The following is a 23,059-nucleotide window of genomic DNA, read 5'->3' on the forward strand; positions in this document are numbered from 1 at the left end:
TGTCTGGAGGGGAAGGCGCGATACCGATGAAGTTTCTATTGTCGATCTTCAAATGGTTTCTGGTCGTCATTCTTGTGATTGCCATTACCGTCGCCGCGCTGCCGTGGCTGTCCGTTGTTACGGACAGGGATGCCAAAGGGCAGGAAGCCGCTTGGCTGGCCGCAAATAAGGGCGAGGACGTTCTTGATATCGGCGATGCCCGCTTCGTCATCTTGAGTGAGATGCACGGGTTTGCTGCCGTTCAATCGCTCGACTTTGATGTGTTGCGCAGACTGAACGCAGAGGAGGGCGTTCGCCGCTATCTTGGCGAGCTCAGCCCTGCGCAGGCCATTGCGTTCAATCATTATCTGCAGACCGGCGACGATCAGTATATGCGAGAGGTTTTTGACCATTGGGCAGGTCAGAACGCCCAATGGGCCAATCGCGAATTTTTTGAGGAAATCGGGAAGATCCGTTCGCTGAATGATGTTCTGTCTGATGATCGGAAAATCTACTTTATTGGCGTCGATTCGATCAGCGACTATCCGTTTGCAGAGCGTATGATGGCGTTACTCCCTGCTGATCAGACCGCGTCCCTGCAGACTGCGGCGGGCGTACAGGCCATCAACCGGGAATTTCTGTCTCGCGCTTTGGTCCGTCCGGCCGATGCGTCTCGATATACCAACATGGTTGCAAATATCAACCTGCTGCAGGGCTATGACACAGCTGATCGTGAACAGTTCTATGGGCTGTGGGGCCTGTTCCACGGGAGCAAGACACCCATCAACGAAGAGCGGCCATTGGCTCACATCCTCAATGGACCCGAAGGCGCCTTTGCTAGTAAGGTTGTCAGCATAGGGACGATGTGTGCTGGTGAATGCTTCAATATGATGCCTGCCGCCGCCCTGCCATCACCGATGCGCGGACCAAGTAATGCATCCTACACCCTCCTGCCGATGAGTTCTGATGCGACCTATATCTGGCGGCAGAAAGGCATCCAGCGGCTCAAAGAAGCGGCGGGCTCGAATGAGCGCGAATGGTTCAGGCTGAGTGGTGAGCAGTCGCCCTTCGCTGAAGGCGATAGTCTGGTCGGTACCAGCGGCTTTCTCACCTTGATGCAGAAGTTCGAGTATGAAGGGGCGGCCGCGGACGCGATGGATTACATCGTCCTCCTGCAGAAATCCCGTGCACTAACGCCATGGAAAGGCGAGGCCTACGACATTTCCGGCCAGGCCTTGGCCGCCGCTGAGTAAATGAGGGGAAATGCAGACAATAGGCGGTGACGCAGATTGCCGGTCATTTCATCAACCATCACGGCGCAAGGTGTCGACATCTGTGAGTAATCGTCGTCTGATCAGATAGATGAAGAAGCCATACATCTGGATTATCGCGACATTTGGCGTCACCTTAAGTCTGGCCTTCGGAACGTTTGTGCGCCCGTGGCCTTCACTCAGGCCGTCGACCGCCGTGCCGTCGCCAAATATCTCCTATCAGCGGTCCGTGTTGCCGGACGGGTCCCGCCTGCATGCGACGGTCATCAATCTGGGAGACGGTAGCCTGCGACCCATCGTGACAGAACCGTGTACAGATGAGCCGCCACAGTTCTGCGCAGAGACTGCGCTTGCCTTCGCCCAGACCGCCGACACCGTTTGGGCAACGAATGCCAACTATTTCTACCCATTTCGGGAGGTGAACTATTTCGACTACAGGCCTCTCCCCGGTGAGCCGAGCTATGCCGTTGGGGTGGTGCAAGACAATGGGGAGCAGTTGAATGCACCTGCTCTAGGGTTTGCTGCACTCTGTCTATTCCCGGATCACGCTGAAATTGGCCCAGAAGGGACGTGTCCGGATCAGGCGATCGCCGCCGTGGCAGGGCGTGAATATATGACTGCTGACACCGCGGTCCCCATCACCGGGACATCAGAAAAGCGCTACCCGCTCAATCTTATTGGGTTGAGAGACGGTGGTCGGACCATGATCCACTTGATCGTCGACGGAAAACAGCCCCTCTATAGCGACGGCCTGACATTGGCGGACGGTGTCGCGCTGATAAAGACAGTGTACGAAGTGGATGAGATCCTTGAACTGGATGGCGGCGGCTCGGCTACCCTGGTCCTTGCGGGAAAGAACGGACATTATATCGCAAATCGACCGATCCACACACGTGTGCCTGGTCGGGCACGGCCTGTGGCCGTGCATTTCGGGTTCCAGACCCGATAGGGCGCTCCGGTCATTCTCCGGGTAGGCTGCCCTGACCTCACTCCGATCAACCCCTTTGAAAGTGTCCGTTTCTTAACCCTTTCATATGAGGTCTTCGGCAGGCAGGGGCGGGTGGATCTGAGGTATTTGTTCGCCACAGACGGGCGCGGGTGAACCATTCAGCGCCGATGTCGTCGCCTGGCTGGCGCTCAGGTCGTCCAGAAATGGTTGGAAATTGAATTTGGTAGCGGGAGGCGGAATTGAACCGCCGACCTCAGGGCTATGAATCCTGCGCTCTAACCAACTGAGCTACCCCGCCAGAGCGGCTGCATATGCCGGATGACGGGGGAGGTTGTCAACGCAGGATTACGGCCCCCCGTTACACTTTGTGACGCTCCTGCCATTCGCGTGCGACATCGGGCGTTCATATCCGTTTCATCAACAGAGCAGCCCCCAAAACTGTTCAACAGGAGTGATGACGATGAAAAAAGTAACCATGATTAGCGCGCTTGCCGTTTCTGCCTTGGGCCTTTGTGCCACGGCCCTGGCTGCCATGCCCGGTCCCGGGCCTCGCCCCATGGAGGGACCAAAAACGCGCGCCGAGGTCGTAGATCGGGTCTCCGCGCATTTCGATGCGATGGATGCCAATGATGATGGATACCTGACCAAGGACGAAATGCGCAAAGGCCGTCAGGAGATGCGACGCCAAAAAGGCGCAGAGCGCGGCGGTGACCGTCCACCACGCGATCGCGGCATGACGCGCCTTGATGCCGATGAAAGCGGCACGGTCAGCCGGGAAGAGGCGATGGCCCCTGCGGCCCAGCGGTTCGCGGCCATGGACACAAACAATGACGGTCAATTGTCTGCCGATGAGATGAAGGCTGGCCGTGACCAGCGAGGTGACAAGAAAGGCGACGGAAAGCGCCGCCGCGGCGACCGGATGACGGGTATGGATGCTGATGGCGATGGCAAAATCTCGAAGCTGGAGATGACCGCCGCGGCCACGAAACGCTTCGACAAAGCCGATGCCAATGGCGACGGCACCGTGACCACTGAAGAGCGCGACGCCATGCGCAAGGCGTGGATGGAGAAGCGCAACGCCGACTGATCGGCCTGCTTTAACTAACCCCTCCCAACTGGCCGGATGTTCACGCATCCGGCGTTTTTCGTTGGCTTGGTCCGATCGGCAGCTCTCGACAGAGGGCCGGATTTGTGTTAGTTGCATATGAAACAAAAAATGAAGGGAGGCCCTTGAAATGGCTATATTGGACAATCCGATCGGCACACGCGGCTTCGAATTTGTCAGCTATACTGGTGATGATGCACAGGCGCTCAGCCAGCTGTTTGACCGCATGGGCATCCCGGCTATCGCCCGGCACAAATCCCGGAACCTGACGATTCACCAGTCCGGCAAGGTCACGTTTCTGATCAATAATGAGCCATCAGGGCATGCCGGCGACTTCCGCGCTCAACATGGTAGCGGCGCGAACGCCATGGCCTTCCGTGTGGCAGATGCAGAGAAGGCCTACGCCGAGGCACTCAACCGTGGCGCAACGGCCGTTGAAGATGCTGATGATCCCATTCGCGCCCGGGCGATTGAAGCGATTGGCGGTTCACGGATCTATTTCATTGACGACGCCGTGGCGGCGGATTTCTACGAGAACGAATTCACCATCATGTCCGGTAATGAATGGAACCGCATCGGTCCGTCGGGACTGCAGTTCATTGATCACCTGACGCACAATGTGCATCGTGGACAGATGAAGGTCTGGGCCGACTTCTATGAGCGGATCTTCAACTTCCGCGAAATTCGCCATTTCGACATCGAAGGCAAAAAGACTGGCCTTCATTCCAAGGCCATGACCAGTCCGTGCGGCCATATCCGCATCCCCCTGAACGAGAGCCAGGACGAAAAATCCCAGATCGAGGAATTCCTGCGCGAGTATAATGGCGAAGGGATTCAGCATATCGCTCTGTCGGCTGCGGATATCTACGAGTCCATTCCGATGATGCGCCGCCGCGGTATTCATTTTCAGGACACGCCGGATACCTATTACGAACTCTTGCCCAATCGTCTGCCAGAGAACCGCGAGGATGTCGGCTTCCTCAGGAACGAAAAGATCCTTGTTGATGGTGGCGAAGCTCAGGGTGGCGGCTTCCTTCTACAGATCTTTACCCAGAACGTTATTGGTCCGATCTTTTTCGAGATTATTCAGCGCAAGGGGAATGAGGGTTTTGGCGAGGGGAACTTCCAGGCGCTCTTTGAATCGATCGAGCTGGATCAGGAGCGCCGCGGCGTAATCTGATCCGGGGCACAGATAGAGTTGGGAACGCCGCCTCTCGGGGCGGCGTTTTGTTGTCGTAACCGCAATCCGGACGATATCCCAGTCCGCGCCAACGACGAGAAACTCATGCCCCTTGAAGCCCTGAACTGGCTCGCCAGCCTCACCTGCATCGTTGCCTCTGTTCTGGTGGCATCCAATATATCGCGACGCTGGTCGGGGATTGGCTTTATCATTTTCAGCGTATCTTCGGCCACATGGATTGCCACCTCCATGATGGAAGATGAAAATCCGCTCCTGGTGCAGAATATCATTCTGCTCGCCGTCAATCTTTGGGGAGTTTACCGCTACCTGGTCATCAAGGCGAAGGACTAATCAGGACAGGAGGCGAGGAGCCCCAGGCACCGCCGTTCCGCTGCCTTCAATGCGGTGGGACCAGCCTCGGCCACATCCCCCCATGGATCACGGGCGTAGACGATCACGCTGGGGTGGATATAGGACTTCCGCGCGATGGCGGGTGTATTGCCAAGGAAAGTGCTCGCTGCATCGCACGCCAGTTTTATCGACGCAGTGTCAGGGTTGGACAGAACGGCCTTGGACGCTGCGACCGTTCCGCCCCAGGTCCGAAAGAATTTTGCTGTAAATGGAACGCCCATGGAATCACTGATGAAGGCATTGACCTGACGCGCTGAGACAGGGGCCCCATGAACGGCGAATAGGCGTCGCTCCGAATGCTTCATCAGCCGACGGACCGTGCGGGTGAGGGTGGCATCGTCGATTTCAACATCCCGCTTTTTGCGACCTTTGGCGATGAAATGGAGAGCCAACCCTTCCTTCGACAGTTCGATATGATGTCGCTCAAGCCCCGTCGCGCCGATGGCGCCGGTACGGGTCTTGCGGCCACTTCCAATGCGCAGACCCGCAGAATCGAGCAGTCGAACAAGGGTTGCAAGAACGAAGGCCTCATCCTCTGCCGACCCCTGCAACGCGGATTTGACGCGTCGACGCAAGCGCGGCAGGCGCTCAGCAAAGAGCGCCAGCTGGTCGAACTTCGCCTGTTCAGCAGCGGCACGATAGTCGGGATGATAAATGTACTGCCGGCGCCCCTGACCATCGACGCCGCAGGCCTGAATATGATGATCGGGATGCTGAGCAATCCACACATCAGTCCAGGCCGGAGGGATGGCGAGCGCGCGCACACGGTTTAATTGCTGTTCAGATGGCCTGGTGCCCGCTTCTGTGACGAACCGGTGACCGCGTCCGCACCGTATGCGGGCAAATCCCGCTTCATAGGGCGTCGCCGGTTTCAGCCCCAGAATATCGGGCGTGACGTGGTGTGCGATTGCGGCGTGTGATGCAGTATGCATGAAAGCTCTTGGGTCTGTTCCTGTAGCGAAACGCGGAAACAGCCATGCTGTTGCACCGTGGCGGCCGCGGCACGGAACCGCAGCTGAGTCGTGGCGTTTATCTTCCATGACGACCACAGGCGTTCACAGTGTGTATGATATTCTGTCCGGGCTCGACCGCGTAGCCGCAGAACGATCAAAAGTCAGCATTGGCGATGCGATAGAAGCGTTCGGCCGCCGTAGCTATGGCCCACTGCTGATCCTGCCCGCCGCCTTGGAGATATCACCCATCGGTGGCATTCCGGGAATACCCACTTTTCTCGCTCTTATCATTGCTATCGTCTCGGTACAGATCATGATCGGCCGTGACCACGTGGCCTTACCTGGACTAATCGAGAGACGTCGTCTGTCATCCCGCAAAGTCAGCGACGCCGCAGATGCGTTGCAGCCACTCGCGCGGCGCCTGGACCGATGGTTTCACGGCCGGATGAGATCCATGGTCCGTCCCGGGACAATGCGTATCGCTGCGGGGGTCTGTATCCTCCTGACCTTGACCGTGCCGCCACTGGAATTGATCCCGTTTGCGAGCACAATCCCCATGGCCGCCATCCTCCTGTTTGGTGTTGCAATAACCGTTCGGGACGGTCTTCTGATGACGGTTGCCATGGCCGTCAGCGCAATGGCGCTGACAGGGGCCGGCTACCTGATCGTCACCAAGATCCTCATGTGAAGCGCCCACGAAAAAGCGCCCGCGGCGGGGCCGGGGCGCTTTTTTAGTCGATAGGATGTTGCCGTCAGGCGGCGAAGATCAGATAGGCGCCGATAAGGCAAACAAATGCGGCAACAGACGAATAGATCAGAATCTGGCGCACGTGGTCACCCGTGTGACCTTGCCGGACATCCTGAGTCGTTCGGGTTTCAGAATGGTTTGAGGCCGTCTCTGAATTCGGAACAACAAATGCGGTGTCCGTATTCTGCTTTTCCGCCTCGTCCGGGCCGGTGTGGGTAGCTTCCGGGGTTACCATAACGTTCCTCTCATGATCCTGTATGCAGAGCAAAATCTCTCTGCGTCGCGAATAGTATGCCTATAGAACCCGCCAGCGCGGCAGATAGTTCCCTCTGATGCCGTTCTGTCGCAGTCTGCGACGGAACGACCGGCCGGTGGCAGCGTTAATCTCGGTCAGCAAACGGGGCGAAAATCGTGACCAAAATCGTTGGAATTTCAGGCAGCTTGCGCGAAAAGTCGTACAATACCGCGACCTTACATGCTGTTGGGCAGTATTTCCCGGGCATCGACTATAGCGTCGTGACGCTTGAGGATGTTGAACCATTTAATCAGGACGTGGAAGAAAAAGGGTGGCCACCAGGAGTTCAGCGTATTCGCAAGGCCGTGGAAGTGGCAGACGCCGTCATCTTTGCGACACCCGAGTATAATTACTCTGTAACCGGTGTTTTGAAGAACGCAATTGACTGGTTGTCGCGCCCGGCGCGGAAGTCGCCCCTGTTCGGCAAACCGGCAGCCATTGTGGGCGCCTCAATGAGTATGGTCGGAACAGCACGAGCTCAGGCGCATCTGCGCCAAATTCTGTTTTACAATGCCATGCCCGTTCTGGCCTCTGCCGAAGTGCTGATTGCCAAGGCACAGGACCGCTTTGACGAGGATGGTCATCTTACCGATCAGGACACGAAGTCGTTTCTGGCGACCTTCGCGGCGGAGTTCGTCGACTGGATAAAACTCCAGACGCCTGAATGAGCACGCCCGACCAGCAGGAAGCTGTCAGGCCACATCGTTTCGCACGGAAGACGCGAGAGGACTGCAGCGCGCCGTCGCCCTTCGCGCTGCCACTGGTGGCATGGCGCCGCGCGATCTTTCGGACGGCCGGACAGATCGGTGACGACAATCTGGCGCTCGTTGCCGGTGGCTGTGCGTTCTTTACCCTCCTATCGCTTTTCCCAGCCATGACGGCGATCATTTCTCTTTATGGTCTGATTGCCGAGCCGCAGCAGGTCTTCCGGGATCTGAGTTTTCTGGCCGATATCGCGCCGGGTGATGCCATGTCGCTGCTGCAGCGTCAGACCCAGAACCTCACGGACAGCTCAACATCCGGACTGGGGGTCAGTTTCGCCGTCAGCTTGGCTATCAGCCTTTGGGGCGCGAGTCGTACGACACGGTCGATGATGGGCGCACTGAATATCGTCTATGGTGAAAAAGAAAAGCGGGGCTTTGTCCGTCTGAATTTCCAGATCGTCGGAACCACGATCATCGGTATTGCGGCGGTGACGCTGTTGCTGCTCACCATCACGGCCATGCCCATCATCGTCGGTGCCATTTTCGATGAACAATATGCGCAGCGTCTCGCGATCGTGCTTACCTGGTGCGTCGTGGCCGTCGCAATGGTCACCACGTTAATGCTGCTTTATCGCTTCGGGCCAAGCCGCGCCAATGCACAATGGCTATGGGTCTTGCCCGGGGCACTGATCGGGGTCGTGACGTGGGTCATCGCATCTCTCGTGTTCTCCGTCTACGTCTCGCAGATCGCCAATTTTTCAGGCGTGTACGGCGCGTTTGGCACATTGGTCGTTCTGCTGATGTGGATATATTGGAGCTTTCTGGTGGTTCTTCTGGGAGCAGAGCTGAACGCAGAGCTCGAGCATGAGGTCAGTCCGGACACGACCACCGGCCACCCGCAGCCCCTGGGTGATCGGCAGGCGAAAATGGCCGACCGCCTGGCGCGATAACCATTGATCCGCAGCAGGCTATATTCTCTTTGTCATCGTTGCGCGGCGCATCGCTTACAAAGGCAGCGTTCGCCTTTGGTCCTTGACGAGTGGATGAAAGGAAGCTGGACCAGTCTTGAGGGAGACGAGCAATGGCGGCCATAATGACTGGACGGGCAATATCGCCATCTGTCAGGAGGCGGCCAAGCGATGCGTCGTCCTGCTGGCCAATTCGGTTCGCGCCGAGATGATCTATCCCGAAATCGTCGAAATAGTTCTGGGCGAAACCAACTACCCCTGGTGGTGGACCTACCCGGATCTGCACGGGGAAGCGGAATAAAATCGGTGCGCCAATGAACTGACGGCGCAAATCCGGATCAATTGAGCCGAAATTCGCATGTTCGGCTATCATGCTTGATTTATTTTATTGACGCTACCACTGAGCACGGCGAAATTCTTGCCGGGGGAAATTCTATTCACAACAGTCTTATCCCCGATTGTGCATCAGGTCGGTGAACGCCATCGCGTTGCCGTGGAGATAAAAGGCTCCCTAAAATGAAGTCAAAAAAATTATTGCCCCTGTTCAGTGGGGCGATCGTGGGTGGATTGGCCAGCATCGGCTCGGCGGCGGCGGATTGTCAGGACCTGACGGTCAAGGACGACGAGATTATCCTGTACATCGACGCCAATTGCGAGGGGAACATCAAGATTTTTGGCGTTGGCTCGCATCCTCATATTGGGGACTGGAGCGATGAAACCTCCTCGATCAAGGTCGGGAAGAACGTCAAGGCGACGATCTACAAGGATTCAAACCTTAGCTCGCCAAACGAATCGGCGACCCTGTGGAATGGCGACTATCCGCACCTGCAATGGTTTGGCGACGAGATGAGCTCGGTCAAGGTCGAAGCCGTTGAGCCTGGTACCCAGGTCATCACCATGTTCGAGAACGACAAGGATGCCAATCAGGACCGGCGCCAGACGTTCCATCGCGTGGCCGTCGGCGAGTACAATGCCGGTGACAACCCGCACCAGCTTCTGCTGGCCGACATGATGACGATGATGTTCATTCCCCAAGGCATGAAAGTGACCGTCTGGGACGAACACAAGAAACAGGGCGCAAGCGAAACGTACGAAGCCATTGACGGTGCACGAACGATCAACTTCGCCGATGAAGGCTGGAACGACATGATTTCCAGCATCAAGGTCGATCGCGTCGGCTATGAGCTGTACAAGGTCAGTACCTGGAAGGACAAGGAAACGCTTGAGGCGGATGAAAAATCCACAATCGGTGTTGGTAATACGTGCAGCCACGATGCCAATGCCAGCGATGCCAAGACCTGTTCTATCACCGTCGGCTATTCCGAAGATACGACCACATCGTTTTCTTGGAATGAGGAAACATCGATCTCTGCTGGTCTGACTGTGTCCGAAAACGCCTCTGTGGGTGTGGAAGGTGTCGGTAGCGTTGGTGAAGAAGTCAGCGTTTCGACCGAACTGACCCAGTCATTCGGCGTGGGTGGTGAAGACTCAAAAACCCAACAGAAAAGCATGAGCTTCACTGATGAAATCACGGTCGAACCCGGCGAGGTCATTCGCGGCGAAGTCACGGCGGTGAAGAAGAAGGTCAAGCTCTATCCACTCTACCACTACCGTCCCGTTGGTTCATCCTCCAGCAAGGACGAATATACGCGCAAGGGCACGATCACGGTTGATTCCTACGCGGATGTAGAGGGAACAACGACGGTCATTCGCAGTGCGGCTCTGTCGAACAGCGCCATGATCCCTTCCGTCATGCCGGGCACGATCCTGAATATCGACGAGAAGCACTATACCGCAAACAAGGCCTATTACCTCGTCCTGCAGAAAGACGGCAATCTTGTCGTGTACGACGCAAATGACAGCTTTGTCTGGGGCAGCCACAACGATGCGAATACGCCGCTGAACGGCAAACATGCCGAACTCAAGGTTTCCGGCAATTTCGTCCTTGAAGACGGTGCCGACAATATTCTCTGGCAGACGGGTATTGAAAATCCGCAAGCCCGACTTGCGATTGAAAACCGCCAGCTGAAGGTCGTCGACAAAACCAACCAGACGCTCTGGCCAAAGAACTGATCGGGGTAGGGGGGGGCCGCACCTGCATCCCCGTCTCTCAATCGTGCAAAGACGAAAACGGCGGCTCTTGGGTCGCCGTTTTTTGTCGCGTCGAGATGCTGCTGCCGATGGTGATGAAATAGGAAAAACTGGCGACCCCTGTAGGATTCGAACCTACGACCGTTCGCTTAGAAGGCGAGTGCTCTATCCAGCTGAGCTAAGGGGCCGAACCGGCGTTATATCGTGAAAATTCGTGAAGGCACCCCAAAAGAGGCGCAAAGGATGCTTAGTGCGTCCAGGGCATCCGGCGGCGATAGGAGAAGTTGTCGCTATAGGCTTTGATCACAGGCTTTGCGACGTTGCGGTCGATGACCTCATGCGCGATCTTGTGTTCCTTGGCGTAGGCGATGGCCGCTTCCTTGGTGTCGAACTTCAGCCGCACTTCGCTCGCGAGCATATCTGAACCGGAGGTCCAGCCCATCAGCGGATCAGTTGTGCGCGGAGATTGCTGTTCGAATTCGAGGACCCAGTTCTGCGCTTTGGTCTTACCGGACTGCATGGCCGTTTTGGCTGGCTGGTAGATGCGCGCTAACATGGACGGCTCCTCTATCCTGTTCCTTGGTGGATGGTCGGGGCGGAGAGATTCGAACTCCCGACCCTCTGGTCCCAAACCAGATGCGCTACCAGACTGCGCTACGCCCCGATGGACCACCTTAGGAAGCGGCCCGATAGCACATGTTTTTCAGGGGTAGAAGAGATATTTCACGAGTTTTCTCCACTTTCCGTCCAAACCGACGCAGCCCTATAAGATGGCCATGACAGAACCCGGCACCCCCACCGATTGGACTATCCCCGACTGGCAGCGAGAGCGCCCACGGCAGTTCTGGGATCCCGGTCGTAAGCTTCTGGCGGCGATCCGCAGTTATCAGCGGGCGTCCGGTCCACTGCGTCCGGTGACCAAAGCTTGGGCGACAATGCGGCATCGGTTCTGGTCCGCCGTCACATCCTGCGACATCCCGCTGTCGGCGCAGATCGGCGGCGGGCTGTTGATGCCCCATCCCATCGGGATCGTTATTCATCCCAAGGCGGTGCTCGGGCCCAATTGTCTTCTGATGCAGAATGTGACGCTCGGCGTGAAAGGGGACGGTACCAATGTCGCCCCGACATTGGAGGCGGGGGTCGACCTGTCCGTCGGTGCCGTCGTGCTTGGGCCCGTGACCATGGGCACGCGCTCGGTTGCCGCCGCCAACGCGGTGGTGACGAAGGATGTGCTCGCGCACACCATCATGGCGGGCGTGCCGGCCCGACCGATCGGCCAGCGCGAGCTCTAGTCGGCTTTGGCGCTGATGCTCTGGTAGATCGGCGGTTGACCCGCCGCGACGGCATCCCGGGTCGGTGCAGGTTCACCGTACCGGTCGCGATAGACCCAGTAATTGGTCAGCACCGTCTCAACAAAGTGCCGGGCCTCCGGGTTCGGGACGCTTTCCAGCATCAGGAGCTGGTCCTCGATCCCCGCCTGGGCGCGCCAGCGGCGGAAATTGCCCGGGCCCCAATTGTAAGACAGCGCCATCTCGAAGAGATCGCCTGAGCCGTTATTATATTTGGTCAGGAGCTGGTGCACATAGGACTGCCCCAGCTGCATGTTGTAGGCGGGGTCATAGAGTCTTCCCGATGCCCGGCTGGTGCCGGCAACATAGGATGCGGTGCGCGGCATCAACTGCATCAGGCCGCGGGCGCCGACGCGTGATGTGGCCTCAGGCAGGAATTTCGACTCCTGGCGGATCAGGCCGAAGAGCAGGGCCGGGTCGACCTCGAACCCGTTGGATGGCGCAAAGTCAGGCACCGGATAAAGGGCGGCGGCGAGATCGTCTCGACGGCCATGATCGGCACCCGCATATTTGGCGAGAATGATCGCGGCGCTCGGCAGCGACAAATCATCGGCGAGAGCCACAAGCGCGCGATTGTCCGAGGGGTCCATTTCCCCCTGGGCCCATTTGAGCTCAAGATCAGCTTCCGACGCGAGACCCACCTGCGCCAGGGCGGCGGCGCGCTCGATACGGGCGTTCTTCTGTTTCAGCGCCTCGAATTCGGCTTCGGTCAGGCTCAGCCCCGACCAGTCGATCCGCGGGTCACGGCCCAGCTGCGCCAGGGCAAGCTGGCCGTAAAAGGTCAGAGGATAGTCAGCGGCGACTTCCAGATAGCGCTCGATCGCCGCGACATCGCCGCGAGCAAGGGCGGCACGCGCAGCCCAGAACGCGGCACCAGCCCGCAGCGGACCTTCCTGATATTCAATCTCAGCTTGTGCCCCGAAGTGTTTGAGTGCGCGGGCATAATCATTCTGGCGATAGGCAACGAGCCCGGCGACCCAGTGGGACAGGACGGCCTGGTCTGAAGACCGGCGCAGGGCCAACTCCGCGACCTGCCGCGCTTGGGTCAGCTCGCCATTGTAGTAATAGCTGGCCGCAATCCAGCCGCGCACGCGGTCAGTCTGGGCCGCTGTCAGCATGTTGAATTGCCGCGGATCGTTCAGATAGTTCAGGGCCTGGGTGGGGCGGTCATCATTGGTCAGATATCGCAGGCGCGCTTGGATCCGCTCGACTTCGGCACGGCGCGATGAATTCTCATAATCGGCGGCGAGGTCGGGGTGCAGCGGCGCCTCGATCTCCGAAGGCCACTGACGGCTGGCTGGGCGACGCGGCGGGGCAGAGCGGCCCTGACGACGCTTGGCGAGGGTGTAGAGCGGCTGGGCATTGGGATGGTCGGCATAGGCCGCCAGCCAGCGCGACAGCTCAGGATAGGATGAGCGATAGCCGGTGGGGTGCATATATCGCTGCTCCAGCACATAGCCGAGCAGGATCTTGTTCTCGAGCTTCTTGATCAGCGCGTCGGCTGCGGGCCATTTTGCATCTTCCTGCAGCTCGAATATCGCCTGATAGCGCTGGATATCTTCTACCGACAGCACCGCTGCCGGCCCCGTGATCTCAGCCTTCGCGCCGGTCAGACCGGCCACCGTCGCGGACGCGACGAGGACAGCACAGGCGGCGACTATTCGTGCAAACATGGATCGTTCCCCACGCAATGACGGCCGGAATGATTCATCACTCCGATATGAATGAAGCGTCAATGAACAGACATCCTGTCCTTGACCGCGAGCAGGTCCGCCCAGGCAAGCCGCTTCTGCGCTGGCTGGCGAAGCAGGAAGGCGGGGTGAAAAATCGGCAGAACGGGAATGGCATGCCCGCCGGTCGGTGTCCACTCACGCCACTGACCCCTTGCGCGCGTGATTCCCGGGGCATCGGGATAGAGCGCGCCGGTGGGCACATTGCCGGTCAGGACGATGGCCCTTGGAGCGCTCAGGGTGATGAACCGCTCAACAAAGGGCAGGCAGACCGTCATTTCCGCTTTGGTTGGCGTCCGGTTACCCGGCGGGCGCCAATAGATCGAATTGGTGATGCAGACGGCATCCTGACCCTCAGACGGCGCGCGGGACGTGCCAATGGCTGCCAGCATGCGGTCGAGAAGCTGTCCCGCCCGACCGACAAACGGCTTGCCCACGCGGTCCTCATCTTTGCCCGGGGCTTCGCCGATGATCAGCAGCGGCGCACCCGGCACGCCATCATAAACAACGGTGTTGCGGGCGCCGGGTTTAAGCGGGCAGCCGTCAAAGTCACGGATGGCTTGATCCAGCTCTTCGATGGACTGGGCCGCGGCTGCGAGCTGGCGGGCCAGCGTGGCAGCTTCGTCAATCGGCATTCCGGCTTCATCACCTGAAATGATAGAGGGTGCTGTGGGTGCCGGTGCCTCGTGGGCCGGGGCAGGCGGATCAAGCCGGAATGGCCGGTCAGGCCAGTCATAGAAATTGCTCGGCTCTGCGTCCTCGGCGCTCCACACGCCAGAGGCGGCATACCAGTCAAGAAGGGCGCGTGGATCGATCATGCGCCGGTATAACGCATACCCACGTCGCAACGGCAATAGGTGCGACCAGCACTTTCAAGAAGCGCAGCATCATGCTCGAAGCCATTGCGCTCATAAAGATGGATTGCCGCTTCGCAGCGCGAATTGGTGAGGAGAAACACACGACCGGGCGCCATTTCCTCGCCGCGCCTGATCAGGGCCCGCAGGAGCGGTTCGCCGATGCCGCGGCCGCGCGCCTTTTCAAGAACACCCATTTTGGTGAGTTCCAGATCTCCATTGTCCCAGGGCTTGAGTGCACCCGTTCCAACGATGCCAAGGTCAGGCACGGCAGCGAACAGAATGTCTCCCCCATGGTCCAGAATGTGGGTCTGCGGGTCACTGAGGACCGCCACATCGAGGGGCTCAAGTGTGAACATCTGCGCAATCCACTCCTCATTGATCGAGCGGAAATGATCGGCCCGGCTCTTGTCAAAAGGGAGGATGGAGATGTCGCTCATGGCCGTCTTTTAGCGCCGCTTGCTGCGGCAGCGAAGGGCAAAAATTGAGGGGTTTGGACACGGCAACCGCTCCAGTTTGGCGCTGTCCATTGTCTCTTTACCCGGTCGCGCATAGCTATTGGGGAACGCAAGAACGATAAGAGGAGACCTCCCGCATGGTTGCCGACGCCCCTGAACGCGAGTCGATGGAATTCGATGTGGTGATTGTTGGGGCCGGGCCCGCGGGCCTGTGCGCGGCCATCCGCCTGAAACAGCTTGAGCAGGAGCAGGGCCGGGAAACCTCCGTGGTCGTGGTCGAAAAAGGCTCAGAAGTCGGCGCGCATATTCTGTCAGGCGCGGTGCTTGACCCCAAGGCGCTCGATGAACTGCTGCCCGACTGGCGCGAGGATTCGTCCTGTCCCATCGACACGCCGGTGACGAAGGAAAAGTTCGTCTATCTGGGGCCGGCCGGGTCGATGCCGCTGCCCGTCTGGGCCATGCCGGACATGGTCAAGAACCATGGCTGTTATGCGGTCAGTATGGGGAATGTCTGCCGGTGGCTGGCCGAAAAGGCCGAAGCCATGGGCGTCGAAATCTATCCCATGATGGCCGCCTCCGAGCTGATCCGCGGAGAGGACGGGGCTGTGCGCGGCGTCATCGTCGGAGAGGCAGGGATCGGCAAGGACGGCGAGAAAAAACCGTCCTACGAGCCGGGGATGGAGCTGCACGGCAAATATGTGCTGCTGGCAGAAGGCGTGCGGGGATCGCTGTCCAAACAGCTGATCGCCGAGTTCGCGCTCGACGAGGGCCGTGAGCCGCAGAAATACGGTCTCGGCATGAAAGAGTTGTGGAAGGTGCCGGACGCCAATTTCCACAAGGGCCTTGTTCAGCATACATTCGGCTGGCCGCTGAAAGGCGATACAGGCGGCGGATCATGGATGTACCATTTCGGCGACAATTTCGTGTCGATCGGCTACGTCGTGCACCTCAATTACAAGAACCCCTATCTCTCTCCGTATCAGGAGTTTCAACGGTTCAAGACGCACCCTGATATCAAGCCTTATCTCGAAGGTGGAGAGCGGGTGGCCTATGGCGCTCGCGCCATCACCGAGGGCGGGTTCCAGTCCGTCCCCAAGCTGACGTTCCCCGGTGGCGCGCTGATCGGCTGTTCGGCCGGTTTCGTGAACGTGCCGCGCATCAAGGGCAATCACAACGCGATGAAGACCGGCATGATGGCCGCCGAGGCCGCATACGAGGCCTTGTCGGCAGATCGCGCGGGAGATGCGCTGAACGGCTATCAGGAACGCTATGACAATTCGTGGGTTCGCAAGGAACTCTACAAGGTGCGGAATGCCAAACCGCTGTGGTCACGCTACGGCACATTGATGGGGGCCATTGGCCTTGCCGGGATCGATCTGTCGATCAGCACACGGTTCGGTGGCTGGTCGCCCTTTGGGACATTGTCCCACGGCAAGACCGATGCCGAGGCGACGGAGAAGGCGTCGAAGCACAAGCCGATCAGCTATCCCAAGCCCGATGGTGTGCTGACGTTCGACCGCCTGACGAACGTGTCCTATTCCTTCACCAATCATGAGGAAGACCAGCCGGCTCATCTCAAGCTGAAAGACCCGGCCTTGCCCGTTGCTGTCAATTTGCCCGAATATGCGGGCCCATCGCAACGTTATTGCCCTGCCGGGGTGTACGAATTTATCGATGAAGGATCAGGTCCGCGGTTCCAGATCAACGCCCAGAACTGCGTTCACTGCAAGACGTGCGACATCAAGGACCCGCTCCAGAATATTGTCTGGACCGTGCCTGAGGGCGCTGGTGGCCCGAACTACCCCAATATGTAGGGGCGGCTCAATCTGCGGAAGGGAGCGGGATCTGTTCGGCAATCATGTTGGCGAAGAGCAGCGACCCCTCGACGGTCAGGTGGTCATTGTCGAACATGAGAGGCGTGCCGTCGGGCGTCCGGCGGATGCATTCCTGTGGACAGACAAGGTCGTACGCCGAAATATAGACGGCGCCGGTTCCTTTCGTGACGTCGGCAAGGCGGTCGTCAAGACGCCCCATGGTCTTGTTCGTGTACCGCTCGATCAGGGCAGGGTTGTTGGCATAGTCCGCGCGCGCGAGGGCCTCGGGGAAGGGCATGTAGTATTCGGGGAAGGGGCCGACATGAATAACCGTCTCCGCCATATCTGACAGCTCGGTCAGGCGCTCACGCACGCCGCCAAGATTTTCGCTATACCAGCGTGCGGTCACGATGATGGCGTCGAGACGGCCGCTGGCCAGAACATCCCTGGGGCCCTCGACCAGCGCGCCGCGGCAAACGGGGTGAACGGATGGTTTGAGCGGATTGCAGCTGGCACCGTTGGCCTGCAGGAAATTGATCTGCGGATAGGTCTGTTGCAGACCGGGCCACAGCATCGCGGCGTGACTGTCGCCCAGCACCAGTACATTCGGCCTCGTGTCTGACAACGTCACGCATTCCGCCGCCAGCGTCGTCGCGGTGCCGCTGAGGAAGCAGGTGTCGCGCCGCATCGCCTCGGTGTGACGGGGGTCCTCAATGGTGGCGAGGGCTGTCTCTGCCGCTTCATTGGCGGGCCATCGCGCGTCACTCAGAGGCGGCAGCACGAGCGCAAGCACGGCGATAAGGCCTATCCCCGCGGCGGAGGTGCCAAGCGTGCGGCGGTTGGGGAGGGCTCGCATCTTCTTGGTGCGGAACGGCTGCTCCACGAAGTAATAGCTGAGCGTCGCAAGGGCGATGGAAATCGCAAACAGGATGACTTTGTCGACCTTGCCGTGGCCTGGGAGGAAGTACGTCGCATACACAATGACGGGCCAGTGCCAGAGGTAAAGCGAATAGGAAATCTTGCCGAAGAACTGTGCGGGCCAGATCGACATCAGGCGGCCCAGCAGCGGTCTGGGGCCGTCATTGGCATACAGCACCATGGCCGTGCCAAGAACCGCCGGAATTGCGTTGAGGCCGGGAAAGGGGCTCGTCGCCGTCAACATCAGGCTCGACGCCACGATGATCAGCACGCCGGCTGCCGTCATGGCTTCGGCGATCCACCGTCCCTTGAGTTTTGGCACATAGCCCAAGGACAGGACGGATCCGGCTAGCAGCTCCCATGCGCGCAGCGGCATGATGTAGAAACTGGCCGATGGCTGGATGCGCAAAACCCATTCCGACGCCACAAGACTGACGACGAGGATCGCCGTCAGGAACCAGAACAGTTTCCGGTCGGACGATTTGGGCATGATGAGGAAAAGAAGCGGCAGAACGATATAGAACTGCTCCTCGACCGACAGGGACCAAGTGTGCAGCAGTGCATTCGAGTGGGCCGCGAAATCGAAATAGTCGAGCGTGAAGAAGAAAAACATGTTCGATACGAACAGAATGCTCGACAGCAGCGTGTTGCGATAATCGACCACGTTCGAGGGGAAACTGACGGACAGCTCGATCAGGCTGCACACCACATAGACCACCACCAGAGCGGGGAAGATCCGCAACGCCCGGCGGTGATAGAAATCGCCGATCGCGGTCCAGCCCTTGTGCATGTCGCGGCGCAGGTGACCGGTGATCAGATATCCTGAGATGACGAAGAATACGTCGACGCCGATGAAACCGCCCTGGCCGAACCGGGTCAGCCCAAGATGGAACAGAACGACCAGAATGACCGCAATGGCGCGCAGGCCATCGATCTCGGCGCGGTAGTTCATCGACACACACTTCCCCGACCGGCGCGGCGGTCGTCAGCAAAACCTCTGGCGCAGACTATTGTGCAAGTGCGAAAGGAATTGCAAACGCGAAGACAGGGTGATTTTCGGGTTCAGCCGATCAGTCGGTGTGGCCGATATAGTCGCTCAATGTCCCCGCGAGGAATCGGGTGCGGCCCGTCTCGGCGTTGACGTTGATCAGATCGCCTGATTCCTGAATGGAATTGACCGCCGCTGCGATGGCCATGGGCACGGGCGCGCTGGGCGTGTCCATAAGGTCTGGGTAGGCGGCCAGAACGCTCGACATGCCCGACACGAGGCTGTCCGAATCCATCAGAACGCTGGCGACATTGAACAGGACGTTCGCGTCCGTCACGCCGCCTTCAAGCCAGATCTTGTTATAGACCACGGCCGCGCCTTGCGGGTTCAGGGCCACCGTCGACGCCACGGATGTGCTCAGGTGGAACTGGTTGATGGTCGCCATATTCAGCGGGCCGGCGTCGAAGACGGTAAACACTTCCATCAGGATGCATCCCGTCTGCGTTGCCATGTCGTCGCATTGGCGTGGCTGGATGTAGAACGCATTCATGTTCGGCAGATTGGCCTCGAGAAAAACCGAGCCGTCTGCCGTTGTACGCATTTGGACGTTCAGTCCTTCCCGCTGCAGCAGCGCGGTCATGTCGTCCCGGGACATCTTCTGGATGACGGACGGCCCCATCAGCGAGTTGCTCTGCGCCATTGCCGCGCCAGAGAGGAGTGCGACAGCCGCCCCAAAGAGACCTGAAAGAACGTGTTTCATCGTATATTTTCCCACTGACACCATGCCCGAGGTCAAATCCTAGACAGGCTTGAGCGCCACTGTCCAATGGAAACAATTGCCTTTGACCGACCAAGCCGTTAGCTCCCGCCGCCATGTCCCTGACCATCGGCTCTCATACCTTGCAGAACTGCGTGATGCTGGCGCCCATGTCGGGGATCAGCGACCTGCCATTCCGGCGCGCCTGCGCGGCGGCAGGGGCAGGGCTCGTCGTGTCCGAAATGGTCGCATCTGAAGATCTGGCACGAGAACGCCCGGACACGGTTCTGCGCGCCGCGCTCGATAATTACGACGGTCCGAAGGTCGTTCAGCTTGCCGGTCGTGAAGCCCGCTGGATGGGGGAGGGCGCGCGACTGGTCGAAGCCATGGGCGCTGACATCATCGACATCAATATGGGCTGCCCGGCGCGCCGGGTGACCGGGCAATTGTCCGGCTCTGCGCTGATGCGGGACCTTGATCATGCGCTGGGGCTGATCGAAGCGGTCATCGCCAATGCCAGCGTGCCGGTCACACTGAAAATGCGTCTGGGATGGGATCACGACAGCCTGAACGCCCCCGAGCTCGCGCAACGGGCCGAGGCGGCCGGGGTGCGGCTCGTCACCGTCCATGGTCGGACGCGCCAGCAGTTCTACACAGGGCAGGCCGACTGGGCGGCGATTGCGCCGGTGAAGCAGGCCGTTCGCATTCCGGTCATTGCCAATGGCGATATATACGATGTGGCCTCTGCCCGCGCTGCACTGGCGGCGTCGGGGGCTGACGGGGTCATGATCGGCCGCGCGGCTGAGGGACGGCCCTGGCTGCCCGGTGCCATCGGAGAGGCATTGAAGACAGGCGGCGAGATGATCGTTCCTGATGCGCAGGCCCAGGCAGCGGCTGTTATCGCCCTGCATCGCGACACGGTAGAGCATTACGAAACCCGGCATCAGCTGTCGGCGGCGGCTGGCCGGGCACTCGGTCTGAAGACGGCGCGCAAGCATCTCGCCGCATTTGCCGATCACTGTCCGGTGCCGCTGTCCGATGAGGAACGCCGGGCCTATCGCGGCGCCCTTTGCCGGTCGTCATCCCCGACGGAAATCGAAGCGCTTCTGCAGCGCCTGGCGGCCGGCACGCCCTTGCCTGAGGGGCGGGTGGCGGCCTGAGAATTATTGTGCAGTATTCACAACAAAACTGTTGATTTCAAACCACAGTGTTAACAATGTAACGCTGTGGTTTGAAGGTGACACTCCGGTTGCGGAAACGAGGCGCATCAACTGACGGATCGACGCGAAGCGGTGGGCCCTTATCCGGCCTGTCCAATCGCACGCTGTTGGCTGGTCTCGCGATCGTTGCCAGTCTCGTCTTCTTTATCACCGCCTACACCCTGACCCACTTCGTCGAAGGCCTGCCGCAGGCGGTGTCGGTCCTTTTCTCGCTCGTCCTGCTGTCAGCGATTGCCCTCGCCATTCTGATTGTCGGCAGTCTCGCCGACATTTTCCGCAGCTCAAAAGCGGGCCTGCGAGGCGCGAAACTGCACCGGCGGCTGGTCGGCCTGCTGTCGATCGTCGCGGTCATCCCGGCGATCATCGCCTTCGTCCTTTCGGCGACCGTGCTGCGGGCCTTTTCCGATGAGTATTTCGTCGAGCGGGTGACCGAGGCCAACCTCGTGTCTCGGGATTTCGCCAATGGCTATTTCAATGCCGAAAGCCGGAAAACCGGTCTGCAGGTCGTGCAATTGGCCACGGATCTGGCACGGCAGGCGGCAGGCGGGCTGTCACCGGAAACCGCGCCCATCGGGTTCAAGCGATACCTTCTTGGACAAAGCATTCTCCGCGGCTTTGCCGGGGTAACGCTGGTCGACCGCAATGGCCGGATCATCGCCAAGGTCAGTGCTGTGCAGGATATGGATTATGACCTGCCGCCAACCGAAAGTTTTCTTGAGATCAGCGATGTCGGCGCCACGCCTTACATTTTCAATGCCCTCGATCACGAGACGCTGTCTGCCTATTACGCCATGTTTCGTGTCGACAGCCGCCAGTCGGGGTATCTCGATGGCGGATATCTGATTGTCTACATCGCAGAGAACCCTGCGCTCTCTGAACAACTGCTCGGTATCCGGAATTTCAGGGACGAGACGAAGGATGTGCGCGAGCGTTTGGCTGAGCTGTCCCAGACCTTTGCCATTGGCTACGGGCTGGTCATGGTCTTCCTGCTGCTCGGCGCGATCTGGATCGGCCTTCTGGTGGCCAACGCCATTGTCGGCCCCGTCCGGCGATTGGCGACGGCGGCGGAGTCTGTCTCAAGTGGCGATCTGACGAGCCGGGTGGATGTGCGCCGCGGGGATGGGGAACTGGGGGAGCTGGGTCACGCCTTCAATGACATGACCGAACAGCTCGAGGCCCAGCGCGATGATCTGATCGCCGCCAATGAGCAGTCTGACGCCCGTCGCCGGTTTATCGAAACCGTCGTGTCCGGTGTGCCGGCCGGGGTGCTCAATGTCAGCCCCGATGGCCGCATCGCGTTGTCCAATCCATCAGCTGACCGAATTCTCGGTCGCGATCTGGGGCGCGTTACGGGCCTTGCGCTGGTGGATGTCGTGCCAGAGGTGGCCCCGCTGTTTGAGCGTGCGCAATTGTCCACCGTGACCGATCTGCGCGATCAGATTGAACTGGAACGCAAAGGGCTCGCGCGCATCATCAATGTGCGGATCAGCCCGGATGACGTTGTCCGGCGCTCAAGCTATGTCGTGACGCTGGATGACATTACAGAGCTTGTAGCGGCTCAACGGAATGCGGCCTGGGGTGATGTGGCCCGGCGGATCGCCCATGAGATCAAGAACCCGCTGACACCGATCCAGCTGTCGGCGGAGCGGCTGAAACGCAAATATGCGCACCGAATTGAAGAGGACCGCGAGATTTTTGATCGGTGTACTGACACTATCATTCGGCACGTGGGCGATATCGGGCGGATGGTGAACGAGTTCTCATCCTTCGCGCGGATGCCTGAACCGATCATGGCGAAAGAAGATCTGTGCGAAATTGCGCGTTCAGCGCTGTTCAGCTTCAGCGTCGCCAACCCGCAGATCAACTTCACGACCGACATGCCGGACGAACCGGTGACGATCCGCTGCGATGGTCGGCTGATCGGGCAGGCGGCGGTCAATCTGGTGAAGAACGCCGTCGAGTCGATCACGGAAAGCGGCAACGCCGAGAACGGCCTGATTGCGGTCAGTGTCCGCATTGAGGGCGACGAGGCCATCCTTGATGTCGCCGATAACGGGCGCGGGCTGCCGACGGAAGGTCGGTCCCGCCTGACCGAGCCCTATATGACGACCAGGGAAAAAGGCACCGGCCTCGGCCTCGCCATTGTACGCAAGGCGGTCGAGGAACATGGCGGGACTTTCAGCCTGATAGACAGGGGGGCCGAGGAGGGGCGCGGGGCCACGGCCCGTATCGCACTGCCGGTCTTCCGAACCGTCAGTACTCCACAGAATGATGAGCCGGACGAGCCGGCAGTGACAGAAAAAGAGAAGGCGTAACC

General features: G+C 59.3%; 22 protein-coding genes and 3 tRNA genes. 14 read left to right on the forward strand and 11 right to left on the reverse strand.

Annotated elements, in window-relative coordinates; translation table 11 throughout:
• Positions 1-26: 26 nt before the first annotated feature.
• Both RUI03_RS03380 and RUI03_RS03385 read left to right on the forward strand, forming a co-directional pair.
• Positions 27-1,232: a hypothetical protein gene (locus RUI03_RS03380; protein WP_317288882.1), complete on the forward strand. Its 1,206-nt coding sequence runs from the start codon at positions 27-29 to the stop codon at positions 1,230-1,232.
• Between the two features lie 109 nt (positions 1,233-1,341).
• Positions 1,342-2,199 (forward strand): phosphodiester glycosidase family protein, encoded by an 858-nt coding sequence (locus RUI03_RS03385; RefSeq protein ID WP_317288883.1) that lies wholly within the window; start codon positions 1,342-1,344, stop codon positions 2,197-2,199.
• A gap of 221 nt (positions 2,200-2,420) precedes the next feature.
• Here RUI03_RS03385 and RUI03_RS03390 read toward each other — a convergent pair.
• Positions 2,421-2,497 (reverse strand) — tRNA-Met (locus RUI03_RS03390).
• Between the two features lie 162 nt (positions 2,498-2,659).
• On the opposite strand from RUI03_RS03390, the gene RUI03_RS03395 reads away from it, so the two are divergent.
• The 3 genes from RUI03_RS03395 to RUI03_RS03405 all read left to right on the forward strand — a co-directional run bounded on the left by RUI03_RS03395 (position 2,660) and on the right by RUI03_RS03405 (position 4,835).
• Complete coding sequence (locus RUI03_RS03395) at positions 2,660-3,286, forward strand: hypothetical protein (RefSeq protein WP_317288884.1); 627 nt, start codon at positions 2,660-2,662, stop codon at positions 3,284-3,286.
• 148 nt (positions 3,287-3,434) lie between these two features.
• Positions 3,435-4,484 (forward strand): 4-hydroxyphenylpyruvate dioxygenase, encoded by a 1,050-nt coding sequence (gene hppD / locus RUI03_RS03400; RefSeq protein ID WP_317288885.1) that lies wholly within the window; start codon positions 3,435-3,437, stop codon positions 4,482-4,484.
• A gap of 105 nt (positions 4,485-4,589) precedes the next feature.
• Positions 4,590-4,835 carry a hypothetical protein gene (locus RUI03_RS03405; protein WP_317288886.1) on the forward strand — a complete coding sequence of 82 codons (246 nt, stop codon included), beginning with the start codon at positions 4,590-4,592 and terminating at the stop codon, positions 4,833-4,835.
• On the opposite strand, the gene RUI03_RS03410 is transcribed toward RUI03_RS03405, so the two are convergent.
• A complete protein-coding gene (locus RUI03_RS03410) occupies positions 4,832-5,827 on the reverse strand; it encodes a hypothetical protein (RefSeq protein ID WP_317288887.1) in 996 nt (331 codons plus the stop codon). The genes RUI03_RS03405 and RUI03_RS03410 overlap by 4 nt on opposite strands.
• A 106-nt stretch (positions 5,828-5,933) precedes the next feature.
• Here RUI03_RS03410 and RUI03_RS03415 point away from each other — a divergent pair, with 106 nt between their 5' ends.
• Positions 5,934-6,536, forward strand: coding sequence for an exopolysaccharide biosynthesis protein (locus RUI03_RS03415; RefSeq protein WP_317288888.1), 603 nt, complete (start codon positions 5,934-5,936; stop codon positions 6,534-6,536).
• 64 nt (positions 6,537-6,600) lie between these two features.
• On the opposite strand, the gene RUI03_RS03420 is transcribed toward RUI03_RS03415, so the two are convergent.
• Positions 6,601-6,831, reverse strand: coding sequence for a hypothetical protein (locus RUI03_RS03420; RefSeq protein WP_317288889.1), 231 nt, complete (start codon positions 6,829-6,831; stop codon positions 6,601-6,603).
• 176 nt (positions 6,832-7,007) lie between these two features.
• Between RUI03_RS03420 and RUI03_RS03425 the strand changes: the two genes are divergently transcribed.
• The 4 genes from RUI03_RS03425 to RUI03_RS03440 all read left to right on the forward strand — a co-directional run bounded on the left by RUI03_RS03425 (position 7,008) and on the right by RUI03_RS03440 (position 10,636).
• Positions 7,008-7,559 (forward strand): NAD(P)H-dependent oxidoreductase, encoded by a 552-nt coding sequence (locus tag RUI03_RS03425; RefSeq protein ID WP_317288890.1) that lies wholly within the window; start codon positions 7,008-7,010, stop codon positions 7,557-7,559.
• Positions 7,556-8,545: a YihY/virulence factor BrkB family protein gene (locus RUI03_RS03430; protein WP_317288891.1), complete on the forward strand. Its 990-nt coding sequence runs from the start codon at positions 7,556-7,558 to the stop codon at positions 8,543-8,545. Before RUI03_RS03425 ends, RUI03_RS03430 begins: the two co-directional genes overlap by 4 nt.
• A 115-nt stretch (positions 8,546-8,660) precedes the next feature.
• Positions 8,661-8,864: a hypothetical protein gene (locus tag RUI03_RS03435; RefSeq protein ID WP_317288892.1), complete on the forward strand. Its 204-nt coding sequence runs from the start codon at positions 8,661-8,663 to the stop codon at positions 8,862-8,864.
• Between the two features lie 215 nt (positions 8,865-9,079).
• Positions 9,080-10,636 carry a bulb-type lectin domain-containing protein gene (locus RUI03_RS03440; RefSeq protein WP_317288893.1) on the forward strand — a complete coding sequence of 519 codons (1,557 nt, stop codon included), beginning with the start codon at positions 9,080-9,082 and terminating at the stop codon, positions 10,634-10,636.
• A 129-nt stretch (positions 10,637-10,765) separates the two neighbouring features.
• On the opposite strand, the gene RUI03_RS03445 is transcribed toward RUI03_RS03440, so the two are convergent.
• The 3 genes from RUI03_RS03445 to RUI03_RS03455 all read right to left on the reverse strand — a co-directional run bounded on the left by RUI03_RS03445 (position 10,766) and on the right by RUI03_RS03455 (position 11,318).
• Positions 10,766-10,842 (reverse strand) — tRNA-Arg (locus RUI03_RS03445).
• A 59-nt stretch (positions 10,843-10,901) separates the two neighbouring features.
• Positions 10,902-11,210, reverse strand: a complete 309-nt coding sequence (locus tag RUI03_RS03450; RefSeq protein ID WP_317288894.1) for an ETC complex I subunit — start codon at positions 11,208-11,210, stop codon at positions 10,902-10,904.
• A gap of 31 nt (positions 11,211-11,241) precedes the next feature.
• A tRNA-Pro gene (locus RUI03_RS03455) sits at positions 11,242-11,318 on the reverse strand.
• A gap of 112 nt (positions 11,319-11,430) precedes the next feature.
• On the opposite strand from RUI03_RS03455, the gene RUI03_RS03460 reads away from it, so the two are divergent.
• On the forward strand, positions 11,431-11,946 hold the full coding sequence (locus RUI03_RS03460) for a serine acetyltransferase (RefSeq protein WP_317288895.1): 516 nt from the start codon (positions 11,431-11,433) through the stop codon (positions 11,944-11,946).
• Here the strand turns inward: RUI03_RS03460 and RUI03_RS03465 are convergent.
• The 3 genes from RUI03_RS03465 to RUI03_RS03475 are packed head-to-tail and all read right to left on the reverse strand — an operon-like array spanning position 11,943 to position 15,027.
• The gene (locus RUI03_RS03465) at positions 11,943-13,676 is read right to left on the reverse strand and encodes a lytic transglycosylase domain-containing protein (RefSeq protein WP_317288896.1); all 1,734 of its coding nucleotides are present in this window, start codon (positions 13,674-13,676) and stop codon (positions 11,943-11,945) included. The genes RUI03_RS03460 and RUI03_RS03465 overlap by 4 nt on opposite strands.
• A 59-nt stretch (positions 13,677-13,735) precedes the next feature.
• Positions 13,736-14,551: a uracil-DNA glycosylase gene (locus tag RUI03_RS03470; RefSeq protein WP_317288897.1), complete on the reverse strand. Its 816-nt coding sequence runs from the start codon at positions 14,549-14,551 to the stop codon at positions 13,736-13,738.
• On the reverse strand, positions 14,548-15,027 hold the full coding sequence (locus RUI03_RS03475) for a GNAT family N-acetyltransferase (RefSeq protein WP_317288898.1): 480 nt from the start codon (positions 15,025-15,027) through the stop codon (positions 14,548-14,550). Before RUI03_RS03475 ends, RUI03_RS03470 begins: the two co-directional genes overlap by 4 nt.
• A gap of 155 nt (positions 15,028-15,182) precedes the next feature.
• On the opposite strand from RUI03_RS03475, the gene RUI03_RS03480 reads away from it, so the two are divergent.
• The gene (locus tag RUI03_RS03480) at positions 15,183-16,859 is read left to right on the forward strand and encodes an electron transfer flavoprotein-ubiquinone oxidoreductase (protein ID WP_317288899.1); all 1,677 of its coding nucleotides are present in this window, start codon (positions 15,183-15,185) and stop codon (positions 16,857-16,859) included.
• Positions 16,860-16,866: 7 nt separating this feature from the next.
• On the opposite strand, the gene RUI03_RS03485 is transcribed toward RUI03_RS03480, so the two are convergent.
• On the reverse strand, positions 16,867-18,729 hold the full coding sequence (locus RUI03_RS03485) for an acyltransferase family protein (RefSeq protein WP_317288900.1): 1,863 nt from the start codon (positions 18,727-18,729) through the stop codon (positions 16,867-16,869).
• A 118-nt stretch (positions 18,730-18,847) separates the two neighbouring features.
• Positions 18,848-19,525: a hypothetical protein gene (locus RUI03_RS03490; protein ID WP_317288901.1), complete on the reverse strand. Its 678-nt coding sequence runs from the start codon at positions 19,523-19,525 to the stop codon at positions 18,848-18,850.
• A 113-nt stretch (positions 19,526-19,638) separates the two neighbouring features.
• On the opposite strand from RUI03_RS03490, the gene dusB reads away from it, so the two are divergent.
• Both dusB and RUI03_RS03500 read left to right on the forward strand, forming a co-directional pair.
• Complete coding sequence (gene dusB, locus RUI03_RS03495; RefSeq protein ID WP_317288902.1) at positions 19,639-20,682, forward strand: tRNA dihydrouridine synthase DusB; 1,044 nt, start codon at positions 19,639-19,641, stop codon at positions 20,680-20,682.
• 89 nt (positions 20,683-20,771) lie between these two features.
• On the forward strand, positions 20,772-23,057 hold the full coding sequence (locus RUI03_RS03500) for a PAS domain-containing sensor histidine kinase (protein ID WP_317288903.1): 2,286 nt from the start codon (positions 20,772-20,774) through the stop codon (positions 23,055-23,057).
• Positions 23,058-23,059: the final 2 nt, after the last annotated feature.

Source organism: Parvularcula sp. LCG005 (genome assembly GCF_032930845.1).
Taxonomy (GTDB): Bacteria; Pseudomonadota; Alphaproteobacteria; order Caulobacterales; family Parvularculaceae; genus Parvularcula.